Below are 21,501 nucleotides of genomic sequence, written 5' to 3'. Positions count from 1 at the left end.
TTCAATGCGTTCCGGTGGCATGGGCGATCAGCGCCTCTTCGGTCAGGTGGTCGGCGTCCAGCGTGGTCTGCACCGTGCCTGCGCGCATCACGACCACGCGGTGGCACAGGCCGATCAGCTCCATCAGTTCGGAGGAGATGACGACCACGCCGCGACCTTCGGCCGCCAGGCGCTGGACCAGGAAATAGATGTCGCGCTTGGCGCCAACGTCCACGCCGCGCGTGGGTTCGTCGAGCACCACCACGCGCGGGTCGGGCTGGAGCACCTTGGCCATGGCCAGCTTCTGCTGGTTGCCGCCCGAGAGCGAGCCGGCCGGTGCGTCCAGCGAGCCGGTGCGGATGCCGAAGTCGGACACGGCCTTCTCCAGCGCGCGGCGCTCGGAACCGGGGTCGAGCATGGGCTTTGCGTGCCGGTCCAGGTCCATCAGCGTCAGGTTTTCCTGCAGCGACATGCGGATATGCAGACCGCAGCCCTTGCGGTCTTCGCTGAGGTAGGTCAGGCCTTCGTGTGCGGCCTCGCGCGGATTGCGGAAACGCACCGCGCGGCCGGCCAGCTGCATCTCGCCGCCGCTCACGGGCCGTAGGCCCAGCAAGCCTTCGAAGAGTTCGGTGCGGCCGGCGCCGACCAGGCCGGCAAAGCCCAGGATCTCGCCGGGCCTCACGTCGAAGCTCACGTTCCTGGCCCAGCCCGGCACGGTCACGTTCTTCACCGACAGCAACGGCTCAGCCGAAGGTGGCGCCACGCGCGGCGGAAACATGTCGGAGAGCTCGCGGCCCACCATCAGGTTGGCCATCTGGTGGCGCGTGTGGTCGGCGGTGGGGCCGCGCGCGACGAAGCGGCCGTCGCGCATCACCACGATCTCGTCCGTCACGCGCTCCACCTCGTCGAGCTTGTGCGAGATGTAGACCACCGTCACACCCTGGGCGCGCAACTGCCCAATGAGCGCGAACAGGCGTTGTGTTTCCGACGGTGTGAGCGTGGCCGTGGGCTCGTCCATCACCAGCAGGCGCGCATGGCGCGAGAGCGCCTTGGCAATTTCCACCAGCTGCTTCTCGGCCACGATGAGATCGCGTGCGCGGGTGTCGGGGTCGATGTCCAGCCCCACCTGCTGCAGCACCTCGCGCGCTGCGCTGCGCATCCCGGATTCGTCGAGCAGCCAGCCCTTGCGTCGCTCGCGGCCCAGGAAGATGTTCTGGGCTACGGTCAGGTCGTCGGCAAGGTTGAACTCCTGGTGGATCAGCACGATGCCGGCTTCTTCGGCCTCGCGCGAGCTGGCGAAATGCCGCACCGTGCCATCGACTTCCAGGCTGCCGCCGGAGAGCGGCTCATAGCCCGAAAGAATCTTCATCAGCGTCGATTTGCCCGCACCGTTTTCGCCGAGCAGGCCCACCATGCGCCCGGGCGCGAGCTCAAAGCTCACGCCGTGCAGCACGCGCACCGGCCCGAAGTCTTTCACGACTTCATTGAAGCGCACTCGCAGGCTCACTCGGAAACCTCCACCCACTGCCCACCCTGCGACGACGAGCGCACCGCGGCTTCGATGAACGCCATGCCGTGCACGCCGTCTTCGATGGTGGGGAACACCACGTCGGGCGAGAGTGCCGATCCGTCGCGCGTGGCGCGCAGGGCCTGCGCAATCTCGGCATAAACCGTGGCGAAGCCTTCGAGGTAACCCTCTGGGTGGCCAGACGGCAGGCGGGAGACGCGCGCCGCATCGGCGTTGGCCGCACCCGTGCCGCGCGAGACGATCTGGGTGGACTGGCCAAACGGCGACCAGCGCAACTGGTTGGGTTGCTCCTGGAACCATTCGAGGCCGCCCTTGTCGCCGTAGACGCGCAGGCGCAGGCCGTTCTCATTGCCCGGGGCGACCTGGCTGGCCCAGAGCGAACCGCGCGCGCCACCGGCAAAGCGCAGCATCACCTGCACGTTGTCGTCCAGTGCGCGACCGGGCACGAAGGCGCTGAGCTCTGCGCAGAGCGATTGCGTCTGCAGCCCGCTCACGAACGCGGCCAACTGGTAGGCGTGCGTGCCGATGTCGCCGATGCAGCCGCCCGCACCGGCACGCGCCGGGTCGGTGCGCCACGCGGCCTGCTTCTGTCCGCTGGATTCGAGCGGCTCGGTCAACCAGTCTTGTACGTACTCCACCTGCACCACGCGGATCTTGCCGAGCGCGCCATCGCGCACCAGCTTGCGCGCGTGCCGCACCATGGGGTAGCCGGTGTAGTTGTAGGTCACGGCGAGCAGGCGGCCTTTGGCCTTGGCGAGTTCGCGCAGGCGCTGCGCCTCGGCCAGCGTGGTCGTCACCGGCTTGTCGCAGATGACGTGAATGCCGGCCTCCAGAAAGGCTTCGGCGGCCGGTGCGTGCTGGTCGTTGGGCGTGACGATGGCCACGGCCTCGATGCCGTCGGCACCGCGCGCCGCTTCCTCGCGCGCCATGGTGCGGAAGTCCGGGTAGGCGCGGGCCAGGCCCAGCGCCTTGGCCGAGCGCAGGGCTTTCTCGGACGTGGAGGAGAGCGCCCCGGCCACCAGCTCGTAGTGGTCGTCCAGGCGCGCGGCGATGCGGTGGACCGCGCCGATGAAGGCGCCTTCGCCACCGCCGACCATGCCCAGACGGATGCGGCGGCCTGCGCCTTCCGTTGTGGAACCGGCTTCGATCGTCATTGGCCGGCCTCCTGCAGGCCGAGCATGCGGCGCAGTTGCGCAGGGTCGGTGTCGCCACCGGCGAAATCGTCAAAGGCTTTTTCCGTCACGCGGATGATGTGCTTGCGGATGAACTCCGCGCCTTCGGCCGCACCGGCTTCGGGGTGCTTCAGGCAGCACTCCCATTCGAGCACGGCCCAGCTGTCGTAGTTGTACTGCGCCATCTTGGAGAAGATGGCGCCAAAGTCCACCTGCCCGTCGCCCAGCGAGCGGAAGCGCCCGGCGCGCTCCACCCACGGCTGGTAGCCGGAATACACGCCCTGGCGGCCGGTGGGGCGGAACTCGGCGTCCTTGATGTGCAGCGCCTTGATGCGCTCGTGGTAGATGTCGATGAATTCCAGGTAGTCGAGTTGTTGCAGCAGAAAGTGCGAAGGGTCGTAGTTGATGCAGCAGCGCGGGTGGTTGTTGACGCGCTCCAGGAACATCTCGAAGGTGGTGCCGTCGAACAGGTCTTCGCCGGGGTGCAGCTCGAAGCAGACGTTGCAGTCTGCGTCTTCGAAGGCGTCGAAGATCGGCTTCCAGCGCTTGGCGAGTTCGTCGAATGCGGCGTCGATCAAACCGGCCGGGCGTTGCGGCCACGGATACAGAAACGGCCAGGCCAGCGCGCCGGGAAAACTCACGTTGCTCTTCAGGCCCAGGCGTTGCGAGGCCTTGGCCGAAAGCTTCATCTGTTCCACCGCCCAGGCCTGGCGGGCCTTGGGGTTCTTGCGGAACGCCTCCGGCGCAAAGCCGTCGAAGGCTTCGTCGTAGGCCGGGTGCACGGCCACCAGCTGGCCCTGCAGGTGGGTGCCGAGTTCGGTGATGGCCACGCCGTTCTCGCGCGCCACGCCAGCGATCTCATCGCAATAGGTCTGCGATTCAGCGGCCTTGTCCATGTCGAAGATGCGCTTGTCCCACGACGGGATCTGCACGCCCTTGAAGCCCAGGCCGCCGGCCCATTTCGTGATCGACGCCCACGAATCGAACGGCGCCGTGTCGCTGGCGAACTGCGCGAGGTAGATGCCGGGGCCTTTGATGTTGGTGGCCATGTGTGTTGTCTCCTTGTCTTTCGGTGTCTTGGTGTGTGACGGTGTTCAGAGGTAACTGTTGACCAGGTGCTCCAGCCGCTCCTGCTGCGCCGAGCGCGGCTGCGGTTCCAGGCCATCGGCCTCCACCTCGCGCGCCAGCGCGTCCAGCGAACGTTCGCCGTTCAGGATGGCCCGCCCGCGTGGCGAGTCCCAGCCCTGGTAGCGCGTCTGCACGTGGCGCTGCAGGGCGCCGTCCTGCATCATCTTTTCGGCCACCAGCAGGGCGCGTGCGCACAGGTCCATGGCGGTGGCGTGGGCCCACACCAGGTCGTCGGCGTCGATCGACTGGCGGCGCAGCTTGGCGTCGAAGTTCAGGCCGCCCTGGCCGATGCCGCCGGCGCGCAGCACCTCGTACATCGTCATCGCCACCTGCGGCAGGTTGTTGGGGAACTGGTCGGTGTCCCAGCCCAGCATCTCGTCGCCGCGGTTCATGTCAAGCGAGCCGAAGATGCCCAAAGCGCCGGCCAGCGCAATCTCGTGTTCGAAGGTGTGGCCGGCCAGCAGCGCGTGGTTCTGCTCCAGGTTCACCTTCACCTCGTTCTCCAGCCCGTGAGCCTTCAGGAAACCGTACACCGTGCCCACGTCGTAGTCGTACTGGTGCTTGGTCGGCTCCGCCGGCTTGGGCTCGATGAGGATCTGACCGGTGAAGCCGATCTTGTGTTTGTGCTCGACCACCAGGTTCAGGAAGCGGCCGAGCTGGGCCAGCTCGCGCTTGAGGTCGGTGTTGAGCAGCGTCTCGTAGCCTTCACGACCACCCCAGAGCACGTAGTTCTGGCCCTTGAGGCGGTGCGTCATTTCCATCACGTTCTTCACCTGCGCGGCGGCGTAGGCGAACACGTCCGGGTCGGGGTTGGTGGCGGCACCGGCCAGGTAGCGGCGGTTGCTGAACAGGTTGGCCGTGCCCCAGAGCAGCTTCACGCCGGTCTCGTCCATCTTGCGTTCGAACACGCCTTCGATGCGCTTGAGGTGCTCGTTCGATTCGCGCAGCGTGGCGCCTTCGGGCGCCACATCGCGGTCGTGGAAGGTGAAGAAGGGCGAGTCGATCAGGCGGAACAGGTCGAAGGCCACGTCGGCCTTGTGGATCGCCTGCGCCATCGGGTCGCCCGCACCGTGCCAGGGCCGCTGGAAGGTGGGCTCGCCGAAGGGATCGGTGCCGCCCCAGCCGAAGCTGTGCCAGTAGCAGGTGGCAAAGCGCAGCTGATCCTCCATGCGCTTGCCCAGCACCAGGCGGTTCTTGTCGTAGTACTGGTAGGCCAGTGGTTCCGATGCGGTGGGCTTGAAGCCCTCGCCGCGGAACGCAATGGGCTGGCGGAAGCTGAAGTAGCCTTTCTGCTGGGCGGAGGCCTTGGGTTCGGGTGCGAGGGTCTGTGTCATGGTGAAAGGCGTCTGGTGTGTTGGAGGGAAGGGCTCATGCGGGCATGGCCGAGGGAATGGTCTGCAGGGGCGTGGCCACTTGCCGAGCCATGCCATACAGCGCCTGCCAGCGGCCGTGGGCCTCGTCGTAGAGCGCAGCGCGCTCGCGCCCCGGTTCGAAGCTGCGCAGCCGTCGCGGCTTGTCAAAGGTGCTGCCGCCACCGGCCGCCGCGCGTGCGAGACGTGCCGCGCCCAGCGCGCAGCCGTGTTCGCCGCCTTCGATCTGGTGCAGCGGCAGGCCCAGCACGTCGGCCAGCACCTGACTCCATCGCGCCGAACGTGCGCCACCGCCCAGCAGGTCAGCCTCATGGAGCTCGGTGCCGGCGGTGGCCAGCGCATCGCGCGCATCCCGAAAGGCAAAGGCCACGCCTTCGAGCACGGCCTGTGTCATGTCGGTGCGCTCGGTGTCGGCTGAGAGTTGCAGGAAGCCGCCGCGCACGGCGCTGTCGTTGTGCGGTGTGCGGTCGCCATTCAAATAGGGCAGGAACCAGCAGGGTGCGGGGCCGGGGTCGGCGTGGTCGAGTTCGTCGAGCAGGCGGGCCTCGTTCACCCCGGTCGTGCGCGCCCACCAGGCCAGCGAAGCGGCGGCTGAGAGCTGCACGCCCATCTGGTGCCACAGGCCGGGCAGGGCATGGCAGAACGCGTGCACGCCGTGGCTGGCGGCGGGCGCAAAGCCGGCGGTGGTGGCCCACAACACGCCCGATGTGCCGAGCGACACGAACGCATCGCCCGCGTGCACTGCGCCCACACCCACGGCACCGGCCGCGTTGTCGCCGGCGCCGCCGGCCATCACCGGGGCCTGGTCAAAGCCCCAGCGCTGCACCCATTCGGCACGCAACTGGCCGGTGGGCTCGGTGCCTTCCACCAGGCGCGGCATCTGCGCTTCAGACAGGCCGCACGCCGCGAGCAACAAGGGCGACCAGCGTCGCTCGGCCACGTCGAGCCAGAGCGTGCCCGAGGCGTCGGACATGTCTTCCACGAACTCACCGCTGAGCTTCCAGCGCAGCCAGGCCTTGGGCAGCAGAACACGCGCAATGCGCGAGAACACCTCGGGCTCGTGCTCGCGCACCCACAGCAGCTTCGGCGCGGTGAACCCGGCCATGGCCGGGTTGCCCGTGAGGCGGCGCAGGTTCAGGGTGGGTGCTTCCAGCTCGGCGCACTGCGCGCCGCTGCGCGCGTCGTTCCACAGGATGCACGGGCGCAGCACGGCATGGCCGGCATCGAGCAGCGTGGCGCCGTGCATCTGGCCGGACAAGCCAATGCCCCTCACGGCCGCGAGTGCGCGCGGGTGCGTGGCCGCGAGTTCGTCCAGGCAACGCTCGGTGGCGCGCCACCAGTCTTCAGGGTCTTGCTCAGACCATCCCGGCTGGGGCCGCTGCACGCTCAGCGGCGCTGTGGCGGTGGCCAGCGTGGCATCGCCGTCGAGCAGCAGGGCCTTCACGCCCGAGGTACCGAGGTCCAGGCCCAGCGTGATCACGGCAGGTTGTCCTTCAGGTAGATGTCGATGCGGATGCGTTCCTGGTCGGCCAGCACCGGCTCTTGCGACCACTGGGCCAGCGCCACGCGCAGGGCCGAACGGATCTCGTGGCCGGCGTCCTGGTTGATCACCGCGTCCATCGTGCCGTTGAGCAGTTCTGCGCGCGACACGTTGGTGAGCTCGTGGCCCACGAACACGGTGTTCTGGTCGCGCCCCGCGCCGCGCAGCGCCTGGCAGATGCCGGCATTGCCCGCGCCCACGCTGTAGATGGCGGCCAGCTCCGGGTGATCGGCCAGCAACTGCACGGCGAGCGACTGGTTGCGCCCCGCGTCGTCCTGCCCTTCGAGCGGCGGCAACACCGTGAGGTGCGGGTGCTCCTGCGCCATCACCTGGTTGAAACCGAAATAGCGCTCGGCGTGGTCGCGCAGCGAAAGGCTGCCCAGGATGATGGCCACCTGGGCCTTGCGCGCGCCCACGAAACGGCCAATGAGCGTGGCCGCGGTGCGGCCGGCGGCCGTGTTGTCGATGCCCACGTAGTGCTGGCGCGTGGAAGAGGGCACGTCGGACACCAGCGTGATCACCACCGTGCCTGCCTGCGTGAGCTGGTCGATGGCCGAGCGCACCACCGGGTGATCGAGTGCCATCACCACCACGGCATCGCGCTGGCCCTCCTGCGCGAGCAGCGCCTTGGCCAGCTCGCCGGGGTTGAACACGTTGACCGACAGCACCTCGGAATCGATGCGCTGGTCCCGCATCCATTCGGCATTGGCCTCGATCTGCTCGCCCAGCAGATCCACAAACCGGTTGTTGCCCGCCGGCAGCAGAAACGCCACCCGGCGCAGGCGCGAACGAGCCAGCTTGGCCGCCGAAGGATCGGGCCGGTAACCCAGACGCCGCACCGCTGCATTCACCCGCGCCACCGTGGCTTCACGCACCCCGGGCCGCTTGTTCACCACCCGATCGGCAGTGGCCAGGCTGACCTGCGCATCCAGCGCCACGTCTTCCAGCGTGGCACGGGCCTTGAGGGGGTTTCGGGGATCCATGGCGGCATTCTGAGGTACGTACCTCAGAAATTTGCTAGGTGTTTTTACTGAGAGTGTTAGACAGAATGAGGTTCGCTACTCAGATAGAGGTATTCGGATCAATGCTGTTCCAGGGTATAGCAATGTTGGGGTATGGCGACGTTCAAACTGAAATGGTCCGCCGGTGGGCCAATGTACTTGGACGAGCGCGAACCGTTAAGTGCATGGTGTCACTGGACACGTGAAAACTAATCCAAATGGTGGATGCAGATTCTTTACGCTGCTAAGACACTGACCCGCCACCATGAGAAGTCAATTTGAACGAATATTTTTACTGGATCTGAAACAAAACATTGTCTGCTATCAATCATCAACTTTCGTGCTTGTTATTTTTGTCATCATTTTGAAATGGAGAAAGAGATGAAGTCATCCAAAGGCATGATTGCCATTTTTCTACTTGGTTTGTCGAGTTTGGCAGTCGCTCAATACACTCAAGGTCGAGGCAAAGGCATGGACCAGAGGAGTGAGGAGAAGGCTTGTCGCGATGCAACAACCGATGCACAGAATATTGCGCAGCTTTATCAGCGAAATCTTTATAGGTCGACAAGACGGAGCTATGAAATCTCAATGGAAGACTGCGAATGTCGCAAAGTCCCCGTGACCTACAACACCACATTGTGGCGATGCGAAGTCAGATTTGAACTCGCCGAATGACGTACTCTCCCAAGACAGTGCCCCGGCGCTTCTTGTAACAACTAGTATTTTGATGTCTTCCCACCAGAGGAAGAAATTGCATCGTTGATTGCTCGCTGCATGCGATCTGCACCTGCACTGGCGCAAATAGGAAAGATCACAAAGGAAGCTTTTTGTGATCTCACTTTTCTCCCATCGAAGAAGGTGATTTCAGCGCACTCGCTACGACTGCATTCTGCCTTGATTGATGTTGGTGTGTTTTCCGCAAATATTCGGCCGGTAGGTGCGGTCAGATCCTTAAATTTGAATTCAAATCGAGTATTTTCTTTTTCCCTTTGCCCGTTTGATAAAGCTGCCTCGGTGCTGTATTCGATAACCCCATCTCCCGTTTTGCTGAATGTAAATATTTTTACTAGGTTGAAGGTGTCGATTACTATTCCTCTTGAATTCGTCGTGCGAAATGCTTGGTGGCAGGATTGATATTGTGATTGCAAAAATCCTAACGCTTCGCTGGCAGGCGGACTGGCAAAGGCAGGTGCCGATATGATGCTTTCAACGAACAGAAGAGCAGCGCACCGTAATGATGACCTGTAGATATTCATGACTTGCCTCTCATTCGTTAAAATTTTGGGTTCAATTGCTTGCTTATAGTTGAAGTTTCGAAGAATTTTTGCAAAGTTATTCACAGCAAAAATCCATGTATCGCAGAATAGACAGTATCAAAATTTGGAGATCGCGTGATCCACCAATTGATGGAGATATCTGCTTGTAAATGTCTATAAAAAACCCTTCGAAACAACCCTGGTGTTGAAGAAGCTCAAGTTTCTGGGTGGGTGGTCATGAGCAAGACAAGCAAGGCTTTACATGGGGTCTGAAATGCGGAGTCCTCATGGTGTACCCAGGAAGCTCTGTTAGGAATAGAGTGCTCACGTGAAGTCGAAAAACCCAGGCCAGCTTCTCGAAGATGCCTCCCGAGCGTGGGCGATGGCAGCGATTGGCTCGGGCACTTGGGATGAGGCTGTCGCGGCTACAGGGAAGGGGGTGAAATCGCAGATGGGTCTTATGTTCTCGCCAGGGGAAAGCTGGAAAGCCCGTCAAATCAACGGCTTCCTCGGGGCCCCAAGGGAGGTTGTCTCTGAATACGCCGCGCATTGGATTCAAAGAGACGCCTGGATGAAGGCTGCCGCAGACAGTGGCAAATTTCGATTCGCTGGCGCAGTCCTGAGTGGAAATGAGGTGCTGCCTGAAAAGGAGCTTCTGCGCACCGATTTTTACAACGACTTTTGCAGGCGTTGGGGTGGCTATGACATCGTCAGTCTGAACATCTGCGACGCCAGCGATTCAATCGCCTTGCCGACCTACCTTTCGTTTCATCGAAGCAAAGAGGAAGGTTTCTTTGACGACACCACCAGGCGCTTTCTTCTGGATCTTTGGCCTCACATACAACGCGCAGTACAAACTTACTGGAGGCTGGAAAAGGCAAGAGCCTATGAAATCGCACCCGGTCTTCTTGAACAGATCCCAAGTGCCGTCTTTGTTGTAAGGCTGGACGGGAAGCTTGATTACGCCAACCCTGCAGGCGCTTCAATCCTGCGAAGCTTGGGAGAACGCGGCTCGGGTGGGCGCTTGATCAGCGCGCTCCCAGGCATCCCGCAGGCAGAGTTCAAAGGGGCACTCCACCAATGCACCAGAGGGCTGTCCTATGGTCGAGCTGCAACAGTGGCCAAGGGCGATGGTTCGGCGGTGCGTTTGCACCTGAACTTTGTCCCCGTTGTTGCAGATCCTGCACTCGCCTTGCACTGGCCAAACAGCTGCGCGTTGATCACCATTGACCAGGTGGATGTTGCCTGGGATGTGCAGCAACGACTCCAGCAGTTCTGTGCCAGCAAAGGGCTGACCAGGAAGGAGTCTGCGGTTCTGGCCTTGCTGATCCAAGGTCTGGATGTACCCACTATTGCTGATGTGCTCAGGCTCGGCTATGCGACTGCACGCACCCACGTAGCGTCGATCCTGGCCAAGACAGGCTGCTCCAGACAGACCGAATTGCTTGCGAAGGTTCTTGGTGCGGGCTGAGCCTACCCTCGCCAGGTCGGGCCTTGAGGGTGGTCCAGGCCTCTTCAAGCTGATTCAGCCGATGCCTGCAACAGCCCGAATCCGATCAACCCGCCCCGCTATACTGCCTCGGTCAAGTCACAAAAAACTTGATCAGGATTAGCCTCCTGCCGATGAACCTCCTGTGGCGAAAGCCGCAGGATCTCCTAACCGCAGACCCTGCGGCTTTTCGCTTGCGCCTCCATTTTTTGGCGGCTCGGGCGGAGAGCCCTTGGGCTCGCCGGTTCTCGCAGGAGGTTCCCGGTAAGGCTAATCCGTTCGGGCCGCCGCCACCGATGATCTTGGTGGCGGCGGTTGGTGAAAACGGAAGCTTCAGGGAGATCCACCATGGTCACTTCTCCGACCCGAACCCCAGCCCAGAAAATCGCCATGCAGGCAGCGGACCAGGCCTATTGCCTTTCGCTCACGCTGAAAACGCACAACAAGCTGGACCAGATGATCCTGCCGCAGCGCGAGCAGCATCCCGAACACCCTTGCTGGATTCCGGTGCGACCGCACTTTGCGGAACTGGTGCACACATTCAACGACGAACTGGCACGGCAGCTCGGTGCCTTGATGCAGACGCTGGAGGAGATGCAGGCCTTGATGAGCGAAGAGCACCAGACCTAGGTGGTGCGCGCCGTGGTGTTGGCCATGGCAAAGGAAGGTGCGCTGGACGTTCGGCAGGGGGGTACGTTGTGCCGCTCGACAAGCCGTTGAAGGGTCCGATCCGTCGGGGTCGAGCATCTCCCCCCGCCTGAGGGGGTCCTGCGGCGCTGGATGGCGGCTACTTCGCTGCCAGCGTCCACTTCACCTGAAACTCGATTTCCTCGTCTTCTTCCGAGCGCTCGTGCTCCACCGAGAACACGGCGCTTACCGGCACGTAGATGCGCTCGCCGGCCACCTGAATCTCGAACCGTTCACCTTTCTCGATGGCGTCGGCGAGGCGCCTGAGTTTGGCCACGAATTCCTGGTTGGTGTAGACGCGTTCCACGTCGCGGCCGGGTTTGTCGGACATGAGGGTTTCCTTTCAAGAAGAGAAGTCAAGTGAAGAGAAGGGATGAGAAGTGAAATCGTCTGCGGTTTTCAGACGCGGGACGCCGCTTGCCAGAACAGCAGCGGCAACACGGACAGCAGGAGCAGCGAGACCAAAACCACGCCGCCATCCCGCGTCAACAGCCCAGCGGCAAAGAGCGCAATGATGGTCGAGGCGATGGAGCCCGAGGGCGGTACGAACTCCATGAATCTGCCCCACCAACAGGAAGACGATGACCGCCACTACCGCCGTGACGCCGGGGATGGCGCTGGTAGGCGAGACCGCGATCAAGGGGAAGATCATGGAGCGACCCAGTTTGTCGAGCACTTCATTCAAGGCGTGGCTCACGGGGGACTGAGAGAAGACGGCATGCGTAGAAGGTGCCACCAAAGCTTGCTTCTGACTGTCGGACGTGTGCGGATGTCCGTGTCGGTACACGCCTACATCGCGTGCTGAAACATCACAGCTAGAGCCCGAGTGAACGCGCTATCAATCCGATCTGAACTTCACTGGTGCCATCCCCGATGCGCAGCACACGCCCATCCCTCCAATGCCGTGCGGGCGGACATTCGTTCAGGTACCCCAGACCGCCATGCACTTGAATCGCCATGTCAGCGCATTCGGACGCGATCTCCGTGCAATGGTATTTGGTCATCGACAGAAATCCATCGTCCAGCTTGCCTGCATCGCGCATCCAGGCCGCCCGGCGCACCATCAACCTGGAGGTTTCAACGCGGACTGCGATGTCGGCAACAGCCTTCTGCACCAACTGCATCTTGCCGATGGGTTGGTCGAAGGCCATCCGTTCACGCGCATACCGCAACGCGTGGTCCAGGCAGGCCTGCGCCATGCCCACTGCCATGGCCGAGATCAGGATTCGGCCCACTTTGAAGGCGCTGTGAACAAGATGACGCCCGTGACCGATCACGCCGACCACGGCGTCGCCCGGAAGACGGACGCCATCGAGAAATATCGGGCGCGTCTCTGAAGACCTCCAGCCGAGTTTGTCGTAGGGCGCTCCGTACTGCATTCCCTGGGCATCGGACGGCACCGCGAACATCGTCATCTGGGAACCTGTGTCAGCTTCGCCCGTCAATGCGCAGACAAGCACCACGGAGGTGATGGGGGTTCCAGCGTTTGTGATGAATGCCTTCTCTCCATCGAGCTGCCATCCTTCGGACACGGCGCGAGCCCGCGTGCGGTAGCCCGCCGTCCAGGATCCTGCCTGGGGCTCCGTGCCTGCCACGGCGCCAATGGCTGTTCCCGCCACGAGATCTGGGAGATATGAGGCGATCTGGTCCGCAGAACCATGCTCCGCCAGCATGAGCCCCGCGGCCATGGAGACCATCAGTGTCACCGCCAGCGACTGGTCATGCCGAGCGACCTCTTCGATGGCAAGGCTCGTTTCGAGCATGCCTGCGCCCAGGCCTCCGTGATGTGGTGCGAACGGCAGGCGGGTGATGGCGAGGTCGCGTGCGCACTGCAGATACAGCCCGGGATCGAAGCAGGCGAGCTTGTCGCGTTGCGCTGCGCCCGGGGCCAGTTCCCGGGATGTCCAACTCGCCACGGCGTCCTGGATGGCTGATTGTTCGGCTGTCAGAGCGAAGTCCATGCTGTCTCCTTAGTAAGGGTTTCCCCGCTGGTAGATCAATATACCCGTGGGTAGATTACATTACCAATAAGGAAATTGCACGTGCATTTGATCGACTACATCGAACGAGCGGCATTGCTGAAGCCAGCACATCCCGCGCTGATCGGAGATGGCAAAACGCTTTCTTTCGACGCGCTGGCGGTTCGGGTGCATGAGGTGGGCGCGGCCCTGGACCGGCTGGAGCTCTCGAGCGGCGCGACGGTGGCCATCCTGGCCGACAACTGTCCCGATGTCTGTGTTCTGCAGTTGGCGATCAACCTCGCTGGTCTCGCTTGGACTTCGATCCATTCTTCGATCACCGAAGCCACCACGGCCGAAGTGCTCAGCTACCTGGATGCCGAGTGCGTGTTCTTCCAACAAAGGTACGAAGGCAAGGCTCGGATGGCACTCGATTCGGTGCCTGGCATCAAGACCGTGGTTTGCATGGATGCCACTTCGACACTGGGGCCGTCCCTCGAGACTTGGCGGTTGCAAGGCACGCGCGAGCATGCGTTTGCAGAGCCCGCGCTCACCACGCCCGCCTGGTTGCAGCACACAGGAGGTCCAGGTGGAGCCTGCCATGGCACTATTCATTCACGTGCCGCCATCGAAATCGGCTTGGCCAATGTGGTGGATTCGCTCGACGCGAACAGTGAATCACGACACCTCGTTGTAGCGCCTCTCACCCACGCCGCCGGCATCTTTGCCCTGGCCTTTGCTTCGGTGGGCGCCACCAACGTCATCCATGATCAGTTCATCGAAGACGATGTTCAGGCGGCACTGGAGAGCGAAGGGATCAGCCACCTGTTCCTTCCGCCCACGGCGCTCTATGCACTGCTCGACCACGTGGGCACGGGCCGATCTTTCCCCGCGCTGCGTTGCATCGTTGTGGCCGGCGCCCCGGTATCGCCGGAACGGTTCGAGCAGGCGGTGGCGGTGTTCGGCCCGGTGCTGTACGAGGTATTCGGGCAGACCGAAACCTTGCTGGCACTGGTGAAGCGCCCCAGTGACTACATGCGCAACGGCCAGTATTTGCCAGAGATCGCGCGGTCTGCCGGCCGACCGGTGCGGTTTGCCCATGTCACCTTGCTCGATGACAGTGGCGCGCAGTCGCCGGTTGGCGAACGGGGTGAGATCGCGATCCGCTCGTCGATGTTGATGGAGGGCTACCACCGCAAGCCCGAACTGACCGCCCGTGGCAGACGGGGAGGGTGGCATTTGACCGGTGACATCGGCGTGGCGGATGCCGCTGGCTACATCACCATCGTGGATCGCAAGCGGGAAATGATCGTCAGCGGATCGTTCAACGTATTCCCGGGTGAAGTGGAGGAACGGTTGAGCAGTCACGAGACGGTCTCGGAGTGCGCCGTCATCGGTGTTCCTCACGGCCGCTGGGGTGAAGCGGTTCACGCGGTGGTGGCGCTTCGACCGGGATCTTCTTTTGACGAGGACGCGCTGATCGCCTGGTGCAAGCAAGGTCTAGGCAGCGTGAAGGCGCCCAAGTCCATCGGGGTCATTCATGCGGGTGAATTTCCAAGGGACGCTCGCGGCGCCATCGACAAGCCTCGTTTGAAAGCGCCCTATTGGGATGGCGAATGGAGGCGCGTGTGAATCTGGTGACGAAAAACCTCGATCCTCTTCTCAAGGTGGAATCTGTCGGCCTGCGCTTCGGTGGAATCGCGGCGCTGCAAGATGTCTCCATGCATATCGAGCCTGGCGAGCTGCTCGCCTTGATCGGCCCCAATGGCGCCGGCAAGAGTTCGCTGGTGAACTGCATCAGCGGGTTCTACAAGCCCACCAGTGGTGGCGTGGTTTACGCGGGTGAACGTCTCGCGGGCTTGTCCGTTCATGAAATCGCGCGCCGTGGGGCAGTGCGCACGTTCCAGGGCACCCAATTGTTTGGTTCGCTGACGGTGGTGGAAAGCTTGATGGTGGCGCGCGAACAGCGCTTTTCATACGGATTGACGTCTGCATTCGTCTGGTCTTCGCGCTGCCGCAAGGAGGAAACGCGTGAGCGAGAGGCGGTGGAACAAATTATTGAATTTCTGCAGATCGAGCCCTACCGGCACCACAAGGTCGGGACGCTGGCCTACGGACTTCGCAAGCGAGTCGATCTCGGGCGCGCACTCGCCCTCGAACCCAAGCTTCTGATGCTTGACGAGCCCATGGCGGGCATGAACCTTGAAGAGAAAGAAGATCTGGCGCGCTTCATTGTGGACATCAGAGAAACCCGAGGCACCGCCATGTTGTTGATCGAGCACGACATGGGCGTTGTGATGGATCTGGCCGATCGCGTCGTGGTCTTGCAGTACGGAAAAAAGATCGCCGACGGTACGCCTGAGCAGGTGCAGGGCGACGCCAACGTCATTGCGGCGTACCTGGGAGTTCAGGCATGACCCCCTTGGCAACACTCCCCCAATTGCTGCTGGTCAATGCAGATCAGCGCCCATCCGAGGTGGCTTACCGTCAGAAGAGGCGGGGGATCTGGGTGGAATACACCTGGGCAGACGTGGCGAGCCGTGTGCTGAGAATTGCCGCCGGCTTGCGCCGCTTCGGCCTCGGTCCCGACGACACCGTGTTGATCGTGGGCGAAAACGAACCAGAACACGTCTGGGTCGAACTGGCCGTTCAGGCGGCCGGCGCCCGCGCTGTTTCGTTGTATCCGGACATCTCGGCCCCCGAGCTGGAACACGTGGCCATGGACAGTGGGGCATTCTTTGCTGTCGCTCAGGGGCAGGAGCAGATTGACAAACTGATCGAGTGCACCGGCGCGGTACCGATCCGGAAGATGCTGTACTGGAAACAGGACGGCATGTGGTCTTACACGGACCAGCGCCTGCAGAATCTGGCCGAGCTTCTGGCCGATGACACGGGCACCGATGAGGTGCGGCGCCTCATCTCTGCGGGTTCCCCGGACGATATTGCTTGTCTGGCGTATACGTCTGGCACCACCAGCAAACCCAAAGGTGTGATCTGTTCGCACAGGTACTTGCTGGACAACGCAGCGCGCTTGCAAGCGGCCGTGCAGTTGCAGCCTGGCGATTCGTATCTGTCGTACACGCCGTTTGCATGGGCGACTGAGCAGTATCTGGGCGTGGCGTTGGCCGTGGCGCTGCCACTGGTGGTTCACTTCCCGGAGCGCCCTGACCAGGTGCCAGAGGCCATTCGCGAGGTGGCTCCGCACTTTCTGGTTTTCGGCTCCCGCCAATGGGAGGCACTGGCCAGCCAGGTGCGCACGCGCATGCTGGATGCCAGCCCCTGGCGCAGGCATGTCTTCGACCATGTCCTGGACCTGGCTCAGCGGGTAGAGGCACGGCGGCGCGACGGACGGCCTCAGTTGTTCGATGGGCTTCTGCGGAAGTTGGTGGATGTGCTGGCTCTTCATGGTGTCCGGGATCAACTGGGTCTCACGCGGGTCAGAACGGCGCTTCTGGGCGGTTCTGCCATGGCGCCCGAGGCATTCGAGTTCTTTCATGCCTTGCGCGTGCCGCTTCGAAACGCTTATGGGTGTTCAGAGTTCGGGGTGGTGATGGGGCATGTTGGTCACGAGGTGCGTGTGGAGTCCATCGGTGCTTTGCTGCCGGTGCAGGACCACTTCGGCGCGCCGCTGGAGGCCAGGATCGCTGACAACGGAGAACTGGAGTTGCGTGGTGGCTCGGGCTTTCGTGGTTACTGGAACGCCCCAGAAAAGACCTCCGAGAAGTGGCGAGACGGATGGTTTCAGACCGGGGATGTGGTGCAGGGTGTCGACGGTGACTTTGTCTACATCGATCGTGTGCAGGACATGCGAAAGCTGTCTGATGGCTCCAGCTTCTCGCCGCAGTTCCTCGAAGTTCGCCTACGGTTTTCGCCCTATCTGAAGGACGTTCTGGTGGTAGGAGACGAGTCACGTCCGTTCGTGGTGGCGCTGATCAATATCGATGGTGCGGCGCTGGGGCAATGGGCCGAGTCCCGGAGCATTTCGTTCGGCGGCTACGCCGATCTGACCCAGCATCCCCAGGTACTTGAGCTTATCGGGTCCGAGATTCAGAAGGTCAATCGATTGCTGCCTGTACAGGCTCGGATCCGTCGATTTGCGAACTTCCCCAAGGAACTGGATCCGGACGAGGGCGAGCTCACACGCACACGCAAGCTTCGGAGGGAAGTGGTGCTGGACCGGTATGCCGGCATGGTCAGCGCGCTCTATGCCCATGAAAGCTCTCACGCGTTGGAGGTGGGCGTGACGCTTCAGGATGGGCGCAAGGGCGTCTTCAGATGGAATGTGCAGTTGCGCGACGCAGAAGCACCGGAAAGCCCCCGCAATGCACTTCTAACACCAGTGGAGATGACGAATTGATCGACTTTCTGAACTACGCGGTGTTGGGGATTCTTACCGGGCAGCTCTACGCCATCGTTGCCATGGGTTTTGTCGTCATCTACCGCGCCAGCCGCGTGTTCAATTTTGCACAGGGTGAACTGATCGTGCTGGGCGGATTCATCGTCTGGACCTTTCTCTCGGTATTCAAGCTGAACACTTGGCTGGGTGTGGTGTTGTCCGTCGCCGCCGGTGCGATCGTCGGCATCGTGATCGAGCGCGCATTCTTTCGAAAGCTGGTGGGTCGCAGCGTGTTCGCCATGGTGATGGTCACCATTGGAATGATCATCTTGCTGCGCGGTGTGATGCTCATGGCCTGGGGCGCTCACGAGCGCCAGTTTCCCGCGATATTTCCGTTGGAACCTGTGATCCTGTGGGAGCTGTTCATCCCCACACCTTTGCTGGCCAGTGGCGTTCTTTCAGTGACCGCCGCCTTGGTGTTGCACCATTTCTTCAATCACAGTCGCGCGGGCCTGGCACTGGCGGCTGTGTCGGAAGACCACGAAGTCGCACAGTCCGTGGGCATCTCGGTTCGCCGCTCGATGGCGCTTGCCTGGGCCATGGGTGTTGCTCTGTCGATCGTGGGAGCCATGACCTACCTGAGCGGTAAGACTCTGACTTACAACGCGGCCGAAATCGGCTTTGCGGCGCTGCCCATTGCGCTGCTGGCTGGACTGGAATCGATTCGTGGCCTGCTCCTGGGCGGCGCCATCATCGGACTGATTCAAGGCCTCACATCGGCCTACATCGATCCGGTCTTTGGTGGACAGGCTTCAGCCATCGTGCCGTACCTGTTCATGCTGGCCGTGCTGCTGATACGGCCCACCGGCATGTTCGGCTGGAAGATCATTGAAAGGGTATGAGCATGGATCCGGCTGGCCGCTTCTCCACCAGTTATCCGCAAGACGTTGCGCTCATCAGAACGAAACGCCAGTGGGTTTCACTCGGCGTGATCGTTGTCCTGTTGATCGCATTCGCATTCATCGGATCTCCCCGCATGCTTTCCGTGGTGACTTCCATCGTCACCGCCGCCATCATTGCCGTCGGATTGCAGATCACCACCGGCTACGCCGGCCAGGTCAACCTCGGGCAAGCGGCCTTCGCGGGGGTGGGTGCCTACTGCACGGCTTACCTGGCACAGCGTTGGTCGGTTCCCTTCTACGTGGCGTTGCCGCTTTCCGGCCTTGCCGCTGCGGCGTTCGGCTGGGTTTTCGGCATGGCTGCGGTGCGCATCCGGGGCTTCTATCTCGCTCTCACCACCATTGCTGCGCAAGCACTGTTTCCCTTTTTGATCTTGAATCTCCCATCCAGCTGGTTGGGCGGATCTTCCGGACTGACAGTGCCACCGGCGTCGTTGGGAAGCTGGCGACTCACCTCAGAGCGCGATCTGTTCCTGATGGCATTGGTGGTGGGCATGCTCATGGTGGCAGGCGCGTTTGGCATCGTGCGGGGCCGCTACGGAAGAGCGTTCATGGCGGTTCGCGACGACGAGTTGGCGGCCGGCATGACGGGCATCGCGGTTGCGCGAACGAAGGCGCTGGCCTTTTTTGTCGGCGCCTTCTACGCGGGCGTGGGCGGAAGCCTCATCGCCTACCAGCTGCGTCTGATCAACACGGAAGGGTTCACGCTGTTCCAGTCGATCTGGTACATCGCCATGGTCATCGTTGGCGGCATGGGCTCCATCGTCGGTGGCATCGTCGGCGCAGTCACGATCCGCGGCGCCCAGGAGCTTTTGTCCACGGTGGGGCCGACCCTGGCGACGCTGCTGCCGATGCTCGGGAACTCCGTGGTGTTTGCCGCCATGAACGTGTTCCTGGGCGGCGTGATCGTTGCCTTCCTGATTTACGAGCCGGATGGTCTGATGCGCCGTTGGAACATCCTCAAGGCGCAGTACCGGCGATGGCCTTTTCCGCGCTGACCAATTGCTTGCAAGGCGCCACCTTTTCCCACCTGTAACTGGAGACACTCATGCTCAAAATCAGAAAGCTTCTCGCGATCGGAATCTCGGCCATGGTCGCACTCACTGCGGGCCACGTTCAGGCGCAATCGCCCAAGGTCTACAACATCGCCTCGCTGGGCGACTACACGGGTCCGTTTTCAAGCATCTATCCGCCCGTGGAAGATGCGCGCCGTGCTGTCATTGAGTGGTGGAACAAAGAGGTTGGCTCGAAGAATCAGGTCGAGCTCCGCATGAAGACCTATGACACACGCTACGACGTGGCGCAAACAGCCTCGCTGTGGCCTGGCATCAAGTCCGAACTCCAGCCTATCGCCATCCTTGGGCTGGGAGGCACGGACTTCGCCGCCTTGCAGAGTCGCCTGCCCGATGACAAGGTCCCGTTGACTGCGGCGAACGGCGCTTACGGCTTTGCCTGGAAGGCCGACCCATGGGCGTTTCTGTCTCGACCCACCTACGGCCATGAGACCGGTGCCTTCATCAACTGGATGAGCGGCCAACTGGGTCGGCCCGTCAAGTTCGTGACGGTGTCTTCGGAAGCCAGCGCAGCGTTTGCCGACATGAGCAAGGGCATTGCCATGTATGCCAAGGAAAATCCCACCAAGGCGCAGCTTCTCGAAACGGTGTTCACCGAGTTGCAGCCGTCAGACCTCACGCTTCAGATGCGTCGCGTGACGGCCGCGAATCCGGATGTGATCGTCGTGCTCGGCACCATGGGCCAGGTGATCGCCACGAAACGAGCGCTTCAGACCCTCAACCGGAAGATTCCCGTTCTGGTTTCCTCACACAATGGACTTGCCACGTTGGGCCCAGTGCTCGGAGGCATGGCTGCAGTGGAGGGAGACTACGAAGCCCACGCCACAGCGCTGGCCACCGCCGACGCCACCGATGCTCGCAAGTTCTACGAAATGCTGCAGAAGAACCATGGCCTCAAGGCGGCCTGGAATGGATTCACCATCATGGGTCTGGCTCAGACGGTCTACACGGTCAGGGCGATCGAACGAGCGCAGAAAAAGGCGGGAACCGCCACCATCACGGGCGCCGATGTGCGCGCTGCTCTTCTGGGCGGTACGTTCAAATCGTCCGAACTTTTCGGTCTTGCCCCTGACCTGGAATTCACCAGCCAGGCACCCTTTCCCACCACCAGCGCAACGGTGAACATCGGCACCGTGAAGGACGGGAAGTTCGTGGGCGTTGCGCAAGGGGTCGCAGTGCCGGCCGTGAGCAAGTGGTGACCACGGATTGCCAGAAAACGCCATGCTGAGTCTCAACAACGTCGAAGTGGTGTATTCAGACGTCGTGCTGTCGGTGCGTGGCGTATCCCTGCAGGTGGGGCATGGTCAAAGTGTCGCTCTGCTGGGTGCGAATGGCGCCGGAAAAAGCACCACGCTCAAGGCGATTTCTGGCCTGATTCACGGGCAGTACGGCAAGGTCACTGCGGGGTCGGTGGATTTCGACGGGCAGTCTCTCGTCGGCATGTCGCCGGATGAAGTGGTGGCCACAGGCGTGACGCACGTGATGGAAGGCAGACGTGTGCTGAGGCACATGACGGTGGACCAGAACATCACCGTGGGAGGCCATCGACTGTCGAGTCGCACTGCGATGCTTCGCCGAAAGGAATGGATCTATGAGCTGGTGCCTCAGCTGAAGGACTTGCGCCACAGAACCAGCGGCTACCTGTCGGGCGGCGAGCAGCAGATGCTGTTGATCTCCCGTGCCTTGATGGCGGAGCCGCGCCTCATGCTGATTGACGAACCGTCGCTGGGTCTTGCGCCGCAAATGGTGGAGAGCATCTATGCACTTCTCAGGCGGTGCAGGGCCGAAGGCACTTCCATGTTGATCGTCGAGCAGAACGCAACGGCCGTTCTGCAACTGGTGGACTATGGCTATGTGATGGAGGGTGGCCGGATTGTGCTGGAGGGTGTGTCCAGTGAGCTCTCCAGCAACGACGATGTGCGGGAGTTCTATCTGGGTGTGGATGCAGGGGGCGTGAGAAAGTCATTCCGGGACGTCAAGCACTACCGACGCCGCAAGCGCTGGCTGGGTTGATTCTTCTGAAAA

The 21,501-nt window shown here is 62.1% G+C and carries 20 protein-coding genes; 10 read left to right on the top strand and 10 right to left on the bottom strand.

Annotated elements, in window-relative coordinates:
* Position 1: 1 nt before the first annotated feature.
* The 6 genes from ACTIF6_RS09555 to ACTIF6_RS09530 are packed head-to-tail and all read right to left on the bottom strand — an operon-like array spanning position 2 to position 7,700.
* Positions 2 to 1,486 carry a sugar ABC transporter ATP-binding protein gene (locus tag ACTIF6_RS09555; RefSeq protein ID WP_439587734.1) on the bottom strand — a complete coding sequence of 495 codons (1,485 nt, stop codon included), beginning with the start codon at positions 1,484 to 1,486 and terminating at the stop codon, positions 2 to 4.
* Entirely contained in the window at positions 1,483 to 2,661 is a 1,179-nt protein-coding gene (locus tag ACTIF6_RS09550) for a Gfo/Idh/MocA family protein (RefSeq protein WP_439587733.1), read from the bottom strand. The genes ACTIF6_RS09555 and ACTIF6_RS09550 overlap by 4 nt, the downstream gene beginning before the upstream one ends.
* Positions 2,658 to 3,728, bottom strand: coding sequence for a sugar phosphate isomerase/epimerase family protein (locus ACTIF6_RS09545; protein ID WP_439587732.1), 1,071 nt, complete (start codon positions 3,726 to 3,728; stop codon positions 2,658 to 2,660). The genes ACTIF6_RS09550 and ACTIF6_RS09545 overlap by 4 nt, the downstream gene beginning before the upstream one ends.
* A 45-nt stretch (positions 3,729 to 3,773) precedes the next feature.
* Positions 3,774 to 5,141 carry a xylose isomerase gene (gene xylA / locus ACTIF6_RS09540; RefSeq protein ID WP_439587731.1) on the bottom strand — a complete coding sequence of 456 codons (1,368 nt, stop codon included), beginning with the start codon at positions 5,139 to 5,141 and terminating at the stop codon, positions 3,774 to 3,776.
* Between the two features lie 34 nt (positions 5,142 to 5,175).
* Entirely contained in the window at positions 5,176 to 6,657 is a 1,482-nt protein-coding gene (xylB, locus tag ACTIF6_RS09535; RefSeq protein ID WP_439587730.1) for a xylulokinase, read from the bottom strand.
* Positions 6,654 to 7,700, bottom strand: coding sequence for a LacI family DNA-binding transcriptional regulator (locus tag ACTIF6_RS09530; RefSeq protein ID WP_439587729.1), 1,047 nt, complete (start codon positions 7,698 to 7,700; stop codon positions 6,654 to 6,656). Before ACTIF6_RS09530 ends, xylB begins: the two co-directional genes overlap by 4 nt.
* A 399-nt stretch (positions 7,701 to 8,099) precedes the next feature.
* On the opposite strand from ACTIF6_RS09530, the gene ACTIF6_RS09525 reads away from it, so the two are divergent.
* Positions 8,100 to 8,393 (top strand): hypothetical protein, encoded by a 294-nt coding sequence (locus ACTIF6_RS09525; protein ID WP_439587728.1) that lies wholly within the window; start codon positions 8,100 to 8,102, stop codon positions 8,391 to 8,393.
* Positions 8,394 to 8,434: 41 nt separating this feature from the next.
* On the opposite strand, the gene ACTIF6_RS09520 is transcribed toward ACTIF6_RS09525, so the two are convergent.
* Entirely contained in the window at positions 8,435 to 9,058 is a 624-nt protein-coding gene (locus ACTIF6_RS09520; RefSeq protein ID WP_439587727.1) for a hypothetical protein, read from the bottom strand.
* Between the two features lie 244 nt (positions 9,059 to 9,302).
* On the opposite strand from ACTIF6_RS09520, the gene ACTIF6_RS09515 reads away from it, so the two are divergent.
* Positions 9,303 to 10,445 carry a helix-turn-helix transcriptional regulator gene (locus tag ACTIF6_RS09515; protein WP_439587726.1) on the top strand — a complete coding sequence of 381 codons (1,143 nt, stop codon included), beginning with the start codon at positions 9,303 to 9,305 and terminating at the stop codon, positions 10,443 to 10,445.
* Between the two features lie 408 nt (positions 10,446 to 10,853).
* Complete coding sequence (locus tag ACTIF6_RS09510) at positions 10,854 to 11,093, top strand: hypothetical protein (protein ID WP_439587725.1); 240 nt, start codon at positions 10,854 to 10,856, stop codon at positions 11,091 to 11,093.
* 157 nt (positions 11,094 to 11,250) lie between these two features.
* Here ACTIF6_RS09510 and ACTIF6_RS09505 read toward each other — a convergent pair whose 3' ends face one another.
* From ACTIF6_RS09505 to ACTIF6_RS09495, 3 genes are all read right to left on the bottom strand, one after another.
* On the bottom strand, positions 11,251 to 11,481 hold the full coding sequence (locus ACTIF6_RS09505; RefSeq protein WP_439587724.1) for an amphi-Trp domain-containing protein: 231 nt from the start codon (positions 11,479 to 11,481) through the stop codon (positions 11,251 to 11,253).
* 12 nt (positions 11,482 to 11,493) lie between these two features.
* Positions 11,494 to 11,835: a hypothetical protein gene (locus tag ACTIF6_RS09500; protein ID WP_439587723.1), complete on the bottom strand. Its 342-nt coding sequence runs from the start codon at positions 11,833 to 11,835 to the stop codon at positions 11,494 to 11,496.
* A 130-nt stretch (positions 11,836 to 11,965) separates the two neighbouring features.
* Positions 11,966 to 13,111 (bottom strand): acyl-CoA dehydrogenase family protein, encoded by a 1,146-nt coding sequence (locus tag ACTIF6_RS09495; protein ID WP_439587722.1) that lies wholly within the window; start codon positions 13,109 to 13,111, stop codon positions 11,966 to 11,968.
* Between the two features lie 81 nt (positions 13,112 to 13,192).
* On the opposite strand from ACTIF6_RS09495, the gene ACTIF6_RS09490 reads away from it, so the two are divergent.
* The 7 genes from ACTIF6_RS09490 to ACTIF6_RS09460 are packed head-to-tail and all read left to right on the top strand — an operon-like array spanning position 13,193 to position 21,489.
* On the top strand, positions 13,193 to 14,740 hold the full coding sequence (locus tag ACTIF6_RS09490) for a class I adenylate-forming enzyme family protein (protein ID WP_439587721.1): 1,548 nt from the start codon (positions 13,193 to 13,195) through the stop codon (positions 14,738 to 14,740).
* Positions 14,741 to 14,745: 5 nt separating this feature from the next.
* A complete protein-coding gene (locus ACTIF6_RS09485; RefSeq protein WP_439587804.1) occupies positions 14,746 to 15,525 on the top strand; it encodes an ABC transporter ATP-binding protein in 780 nt (259 codons plus the stop codon).
* Positions 15,522 to 17,465 (top strand): AMP-dependent synthetase/ligase, encoded by a 1,944-nt coding sequence (locus ACTIF6_RS09480; protein ID WP_439587720.1) that lies wholly within the window; start codon positions 15,522 to 15,524, stop codon positions 17,463 to 17,465. The genes ACTIF6_RS09485 and ACTIF6_RS09480 overlap by 4 nt, the downstream gene beginning before the upstream one ends.
* Positions 17,462 to 18,346 carry a branched-chain amino acid ABC transporter permease gene (locus ACTIF6_RS09475; RefSeq protein WP_439587719.1) on the top strand — a complete coding sequence of 295 codons (885 nt, stop codon included), beginning with the start codon at positions 17,462 to 17,464 and terminating at the stop codon, positions 18,344 to 18,346. The genes ACTIF6_RS09480 and ACTIF6_RS09475 overlap by 4 nt, the downstream gene beginning before the upstream one ends.
* Complete coding sequence (locus ACTIF6_RS09470; RefSeq protein ID WP_439587718.1) at positions 18,343 to 19,401, top strand: branched-chain amino acid ABC transporter permease; 1,059 nt, start codon at positions 18,343 to 18,345, stop codon at positions 19,399 to 19,401. Before ACTIF6_RS09475 ends, ACTIF6_RS09470 begins: the two co-directional genes overlap by 4 nt.
* A gap of 50 nt (positions 19,402 to 19,451) precedes the next feature.
* On the top strand, positions 19,452 to 20,675 hold the full coding sequence (locus tag ACTIF6_RS09465) for an ABC transporter substrate-binding protein (RefSeq protein WP_439587717.1): 1,224 nt from the start codon (positions 19,452 to 19,454) through the stop codon (positions 20,673 to 20,675).
* A 22-nt stretch (positions 20,676 to 20,697) separates the two neighbouring features.
* Positions 20,698 to 21,489, top strand: a complete 792-nt coding sequence (locus ACTIF6_RS09460) for an ABC transporter ATP-binding protein (protein WP_439587716.1) — start codon at positions 20,698 to 20,700, stop codon at positions 21,487 to 21,489.
* The last annotated feature ends 12 nt before the right edge of the window (positions 21,490 to 21,501 follow it).

The organism is Hydrogenophaga sp., assembly GCF_051860785.1.
GTDB lineage: Bacteria > Pseudomonadota > Gammaproteobacteria > Burkholderiales > Burkholderiaceae_C > Hydrogenophaga.
This window is presented reverse-complemented; position numbering and strand designations above follow the sequence as displayed.

What these genes read in the sequence shown, in the direction of transcription:
- ACTIF6_RS09545 (WP_439587732.1), bottom strand. Translation starts at nt 3,728, where the DNA reads ATGGCCACCAACATCAAAGGCCCCGGCATCTACCTCGCGCAGTTCGCC.
- ACTIF6_RS09465 (WP_439587717.1), top strand. Translation starts at nt 19,452, where the DNA reads ATGCTCAAAATCAGAAAGCTTCTCGCGATCGGAATCTCGGCCATGGTC.
- ACTIF6_RS09470 (WP_439587718.1), top strand. Translation starts at nt 18,343, where the DNA reads ATGAGCATGGATCCGGCTGGCCGCTTCTCCACCAGTTATCCGCAAGAC.
- ACTIF6_RS09480 (WP_439587720.1), top strand. Translation starts at nt 15,522, where the DNA reads ATGACCCCCTTGGCAACACTCCCCCAATTGCTGCTGGTCAATGCAGAT.
- ACTIF6_RS09525 (WP_439587728.1), top strand. Translation starts at nt 8,100, where the DNA reads ATGAAGTCATCCAAAGGCATGATTGCCATTTTTCTACTTGGTTTGTCG.
- ACTIF6_RS09550 (WP_439587733.1), bottom strand. Translation starts at nt 2,661, where the DNA reads ATGACGATCGAAGCCGGTTCCACAACGGAAGGCGCAGGCCGCCGCATC.
- ACTIF6_RS09505 (WP_439587724.1), bottom strand. Translation starts at nt 11,481, where the DNA reads ATGTCCGACAAACCCGGCCGCGACGTGGAACGCGTCTACACCAACCAG.
- ACTIF6_RS09460 (WP_439587716.1), top strand. Translation starts at nt 20,698, where the DNA reads ATGCTGAGTCTCAACAACGTCGAAGTGGTGTATTCAGACGTCGTGCTG.
- xylA (WP_439587731.1), bottom strand. Translation starts at nt 5,141, where the DNA reads ATGACACAGACCCTCGCACCCGAACCCAAGGCCTCCGCCCAGCAGAAA.
- ACTIF6_RS09495 (WP_439587722.1), bottom strand. Translation starts at nt 13,111, where the DNA reads ATGGACTTCGCTCTGACAGCCGAACAATCAGCCATCCAGGACGCCGTG.
- ACTIF6_RS09530 (WP_439587729.1), bottom strand. Translation starts at nt 7,700, where the DNA reads ATGGATCCCCGAAACCCCCTCAAGGCCCGTGCCACGCTGGAAGACGTG.
- ACTIF6_RS09510 (WP_439587725.1), top strand. Translation starts at nt 10,854, where the DNA reads ATGCAGGCAGCGGACCAGGCCTATTGCCTTTCGCTCACGCTGAAAACG.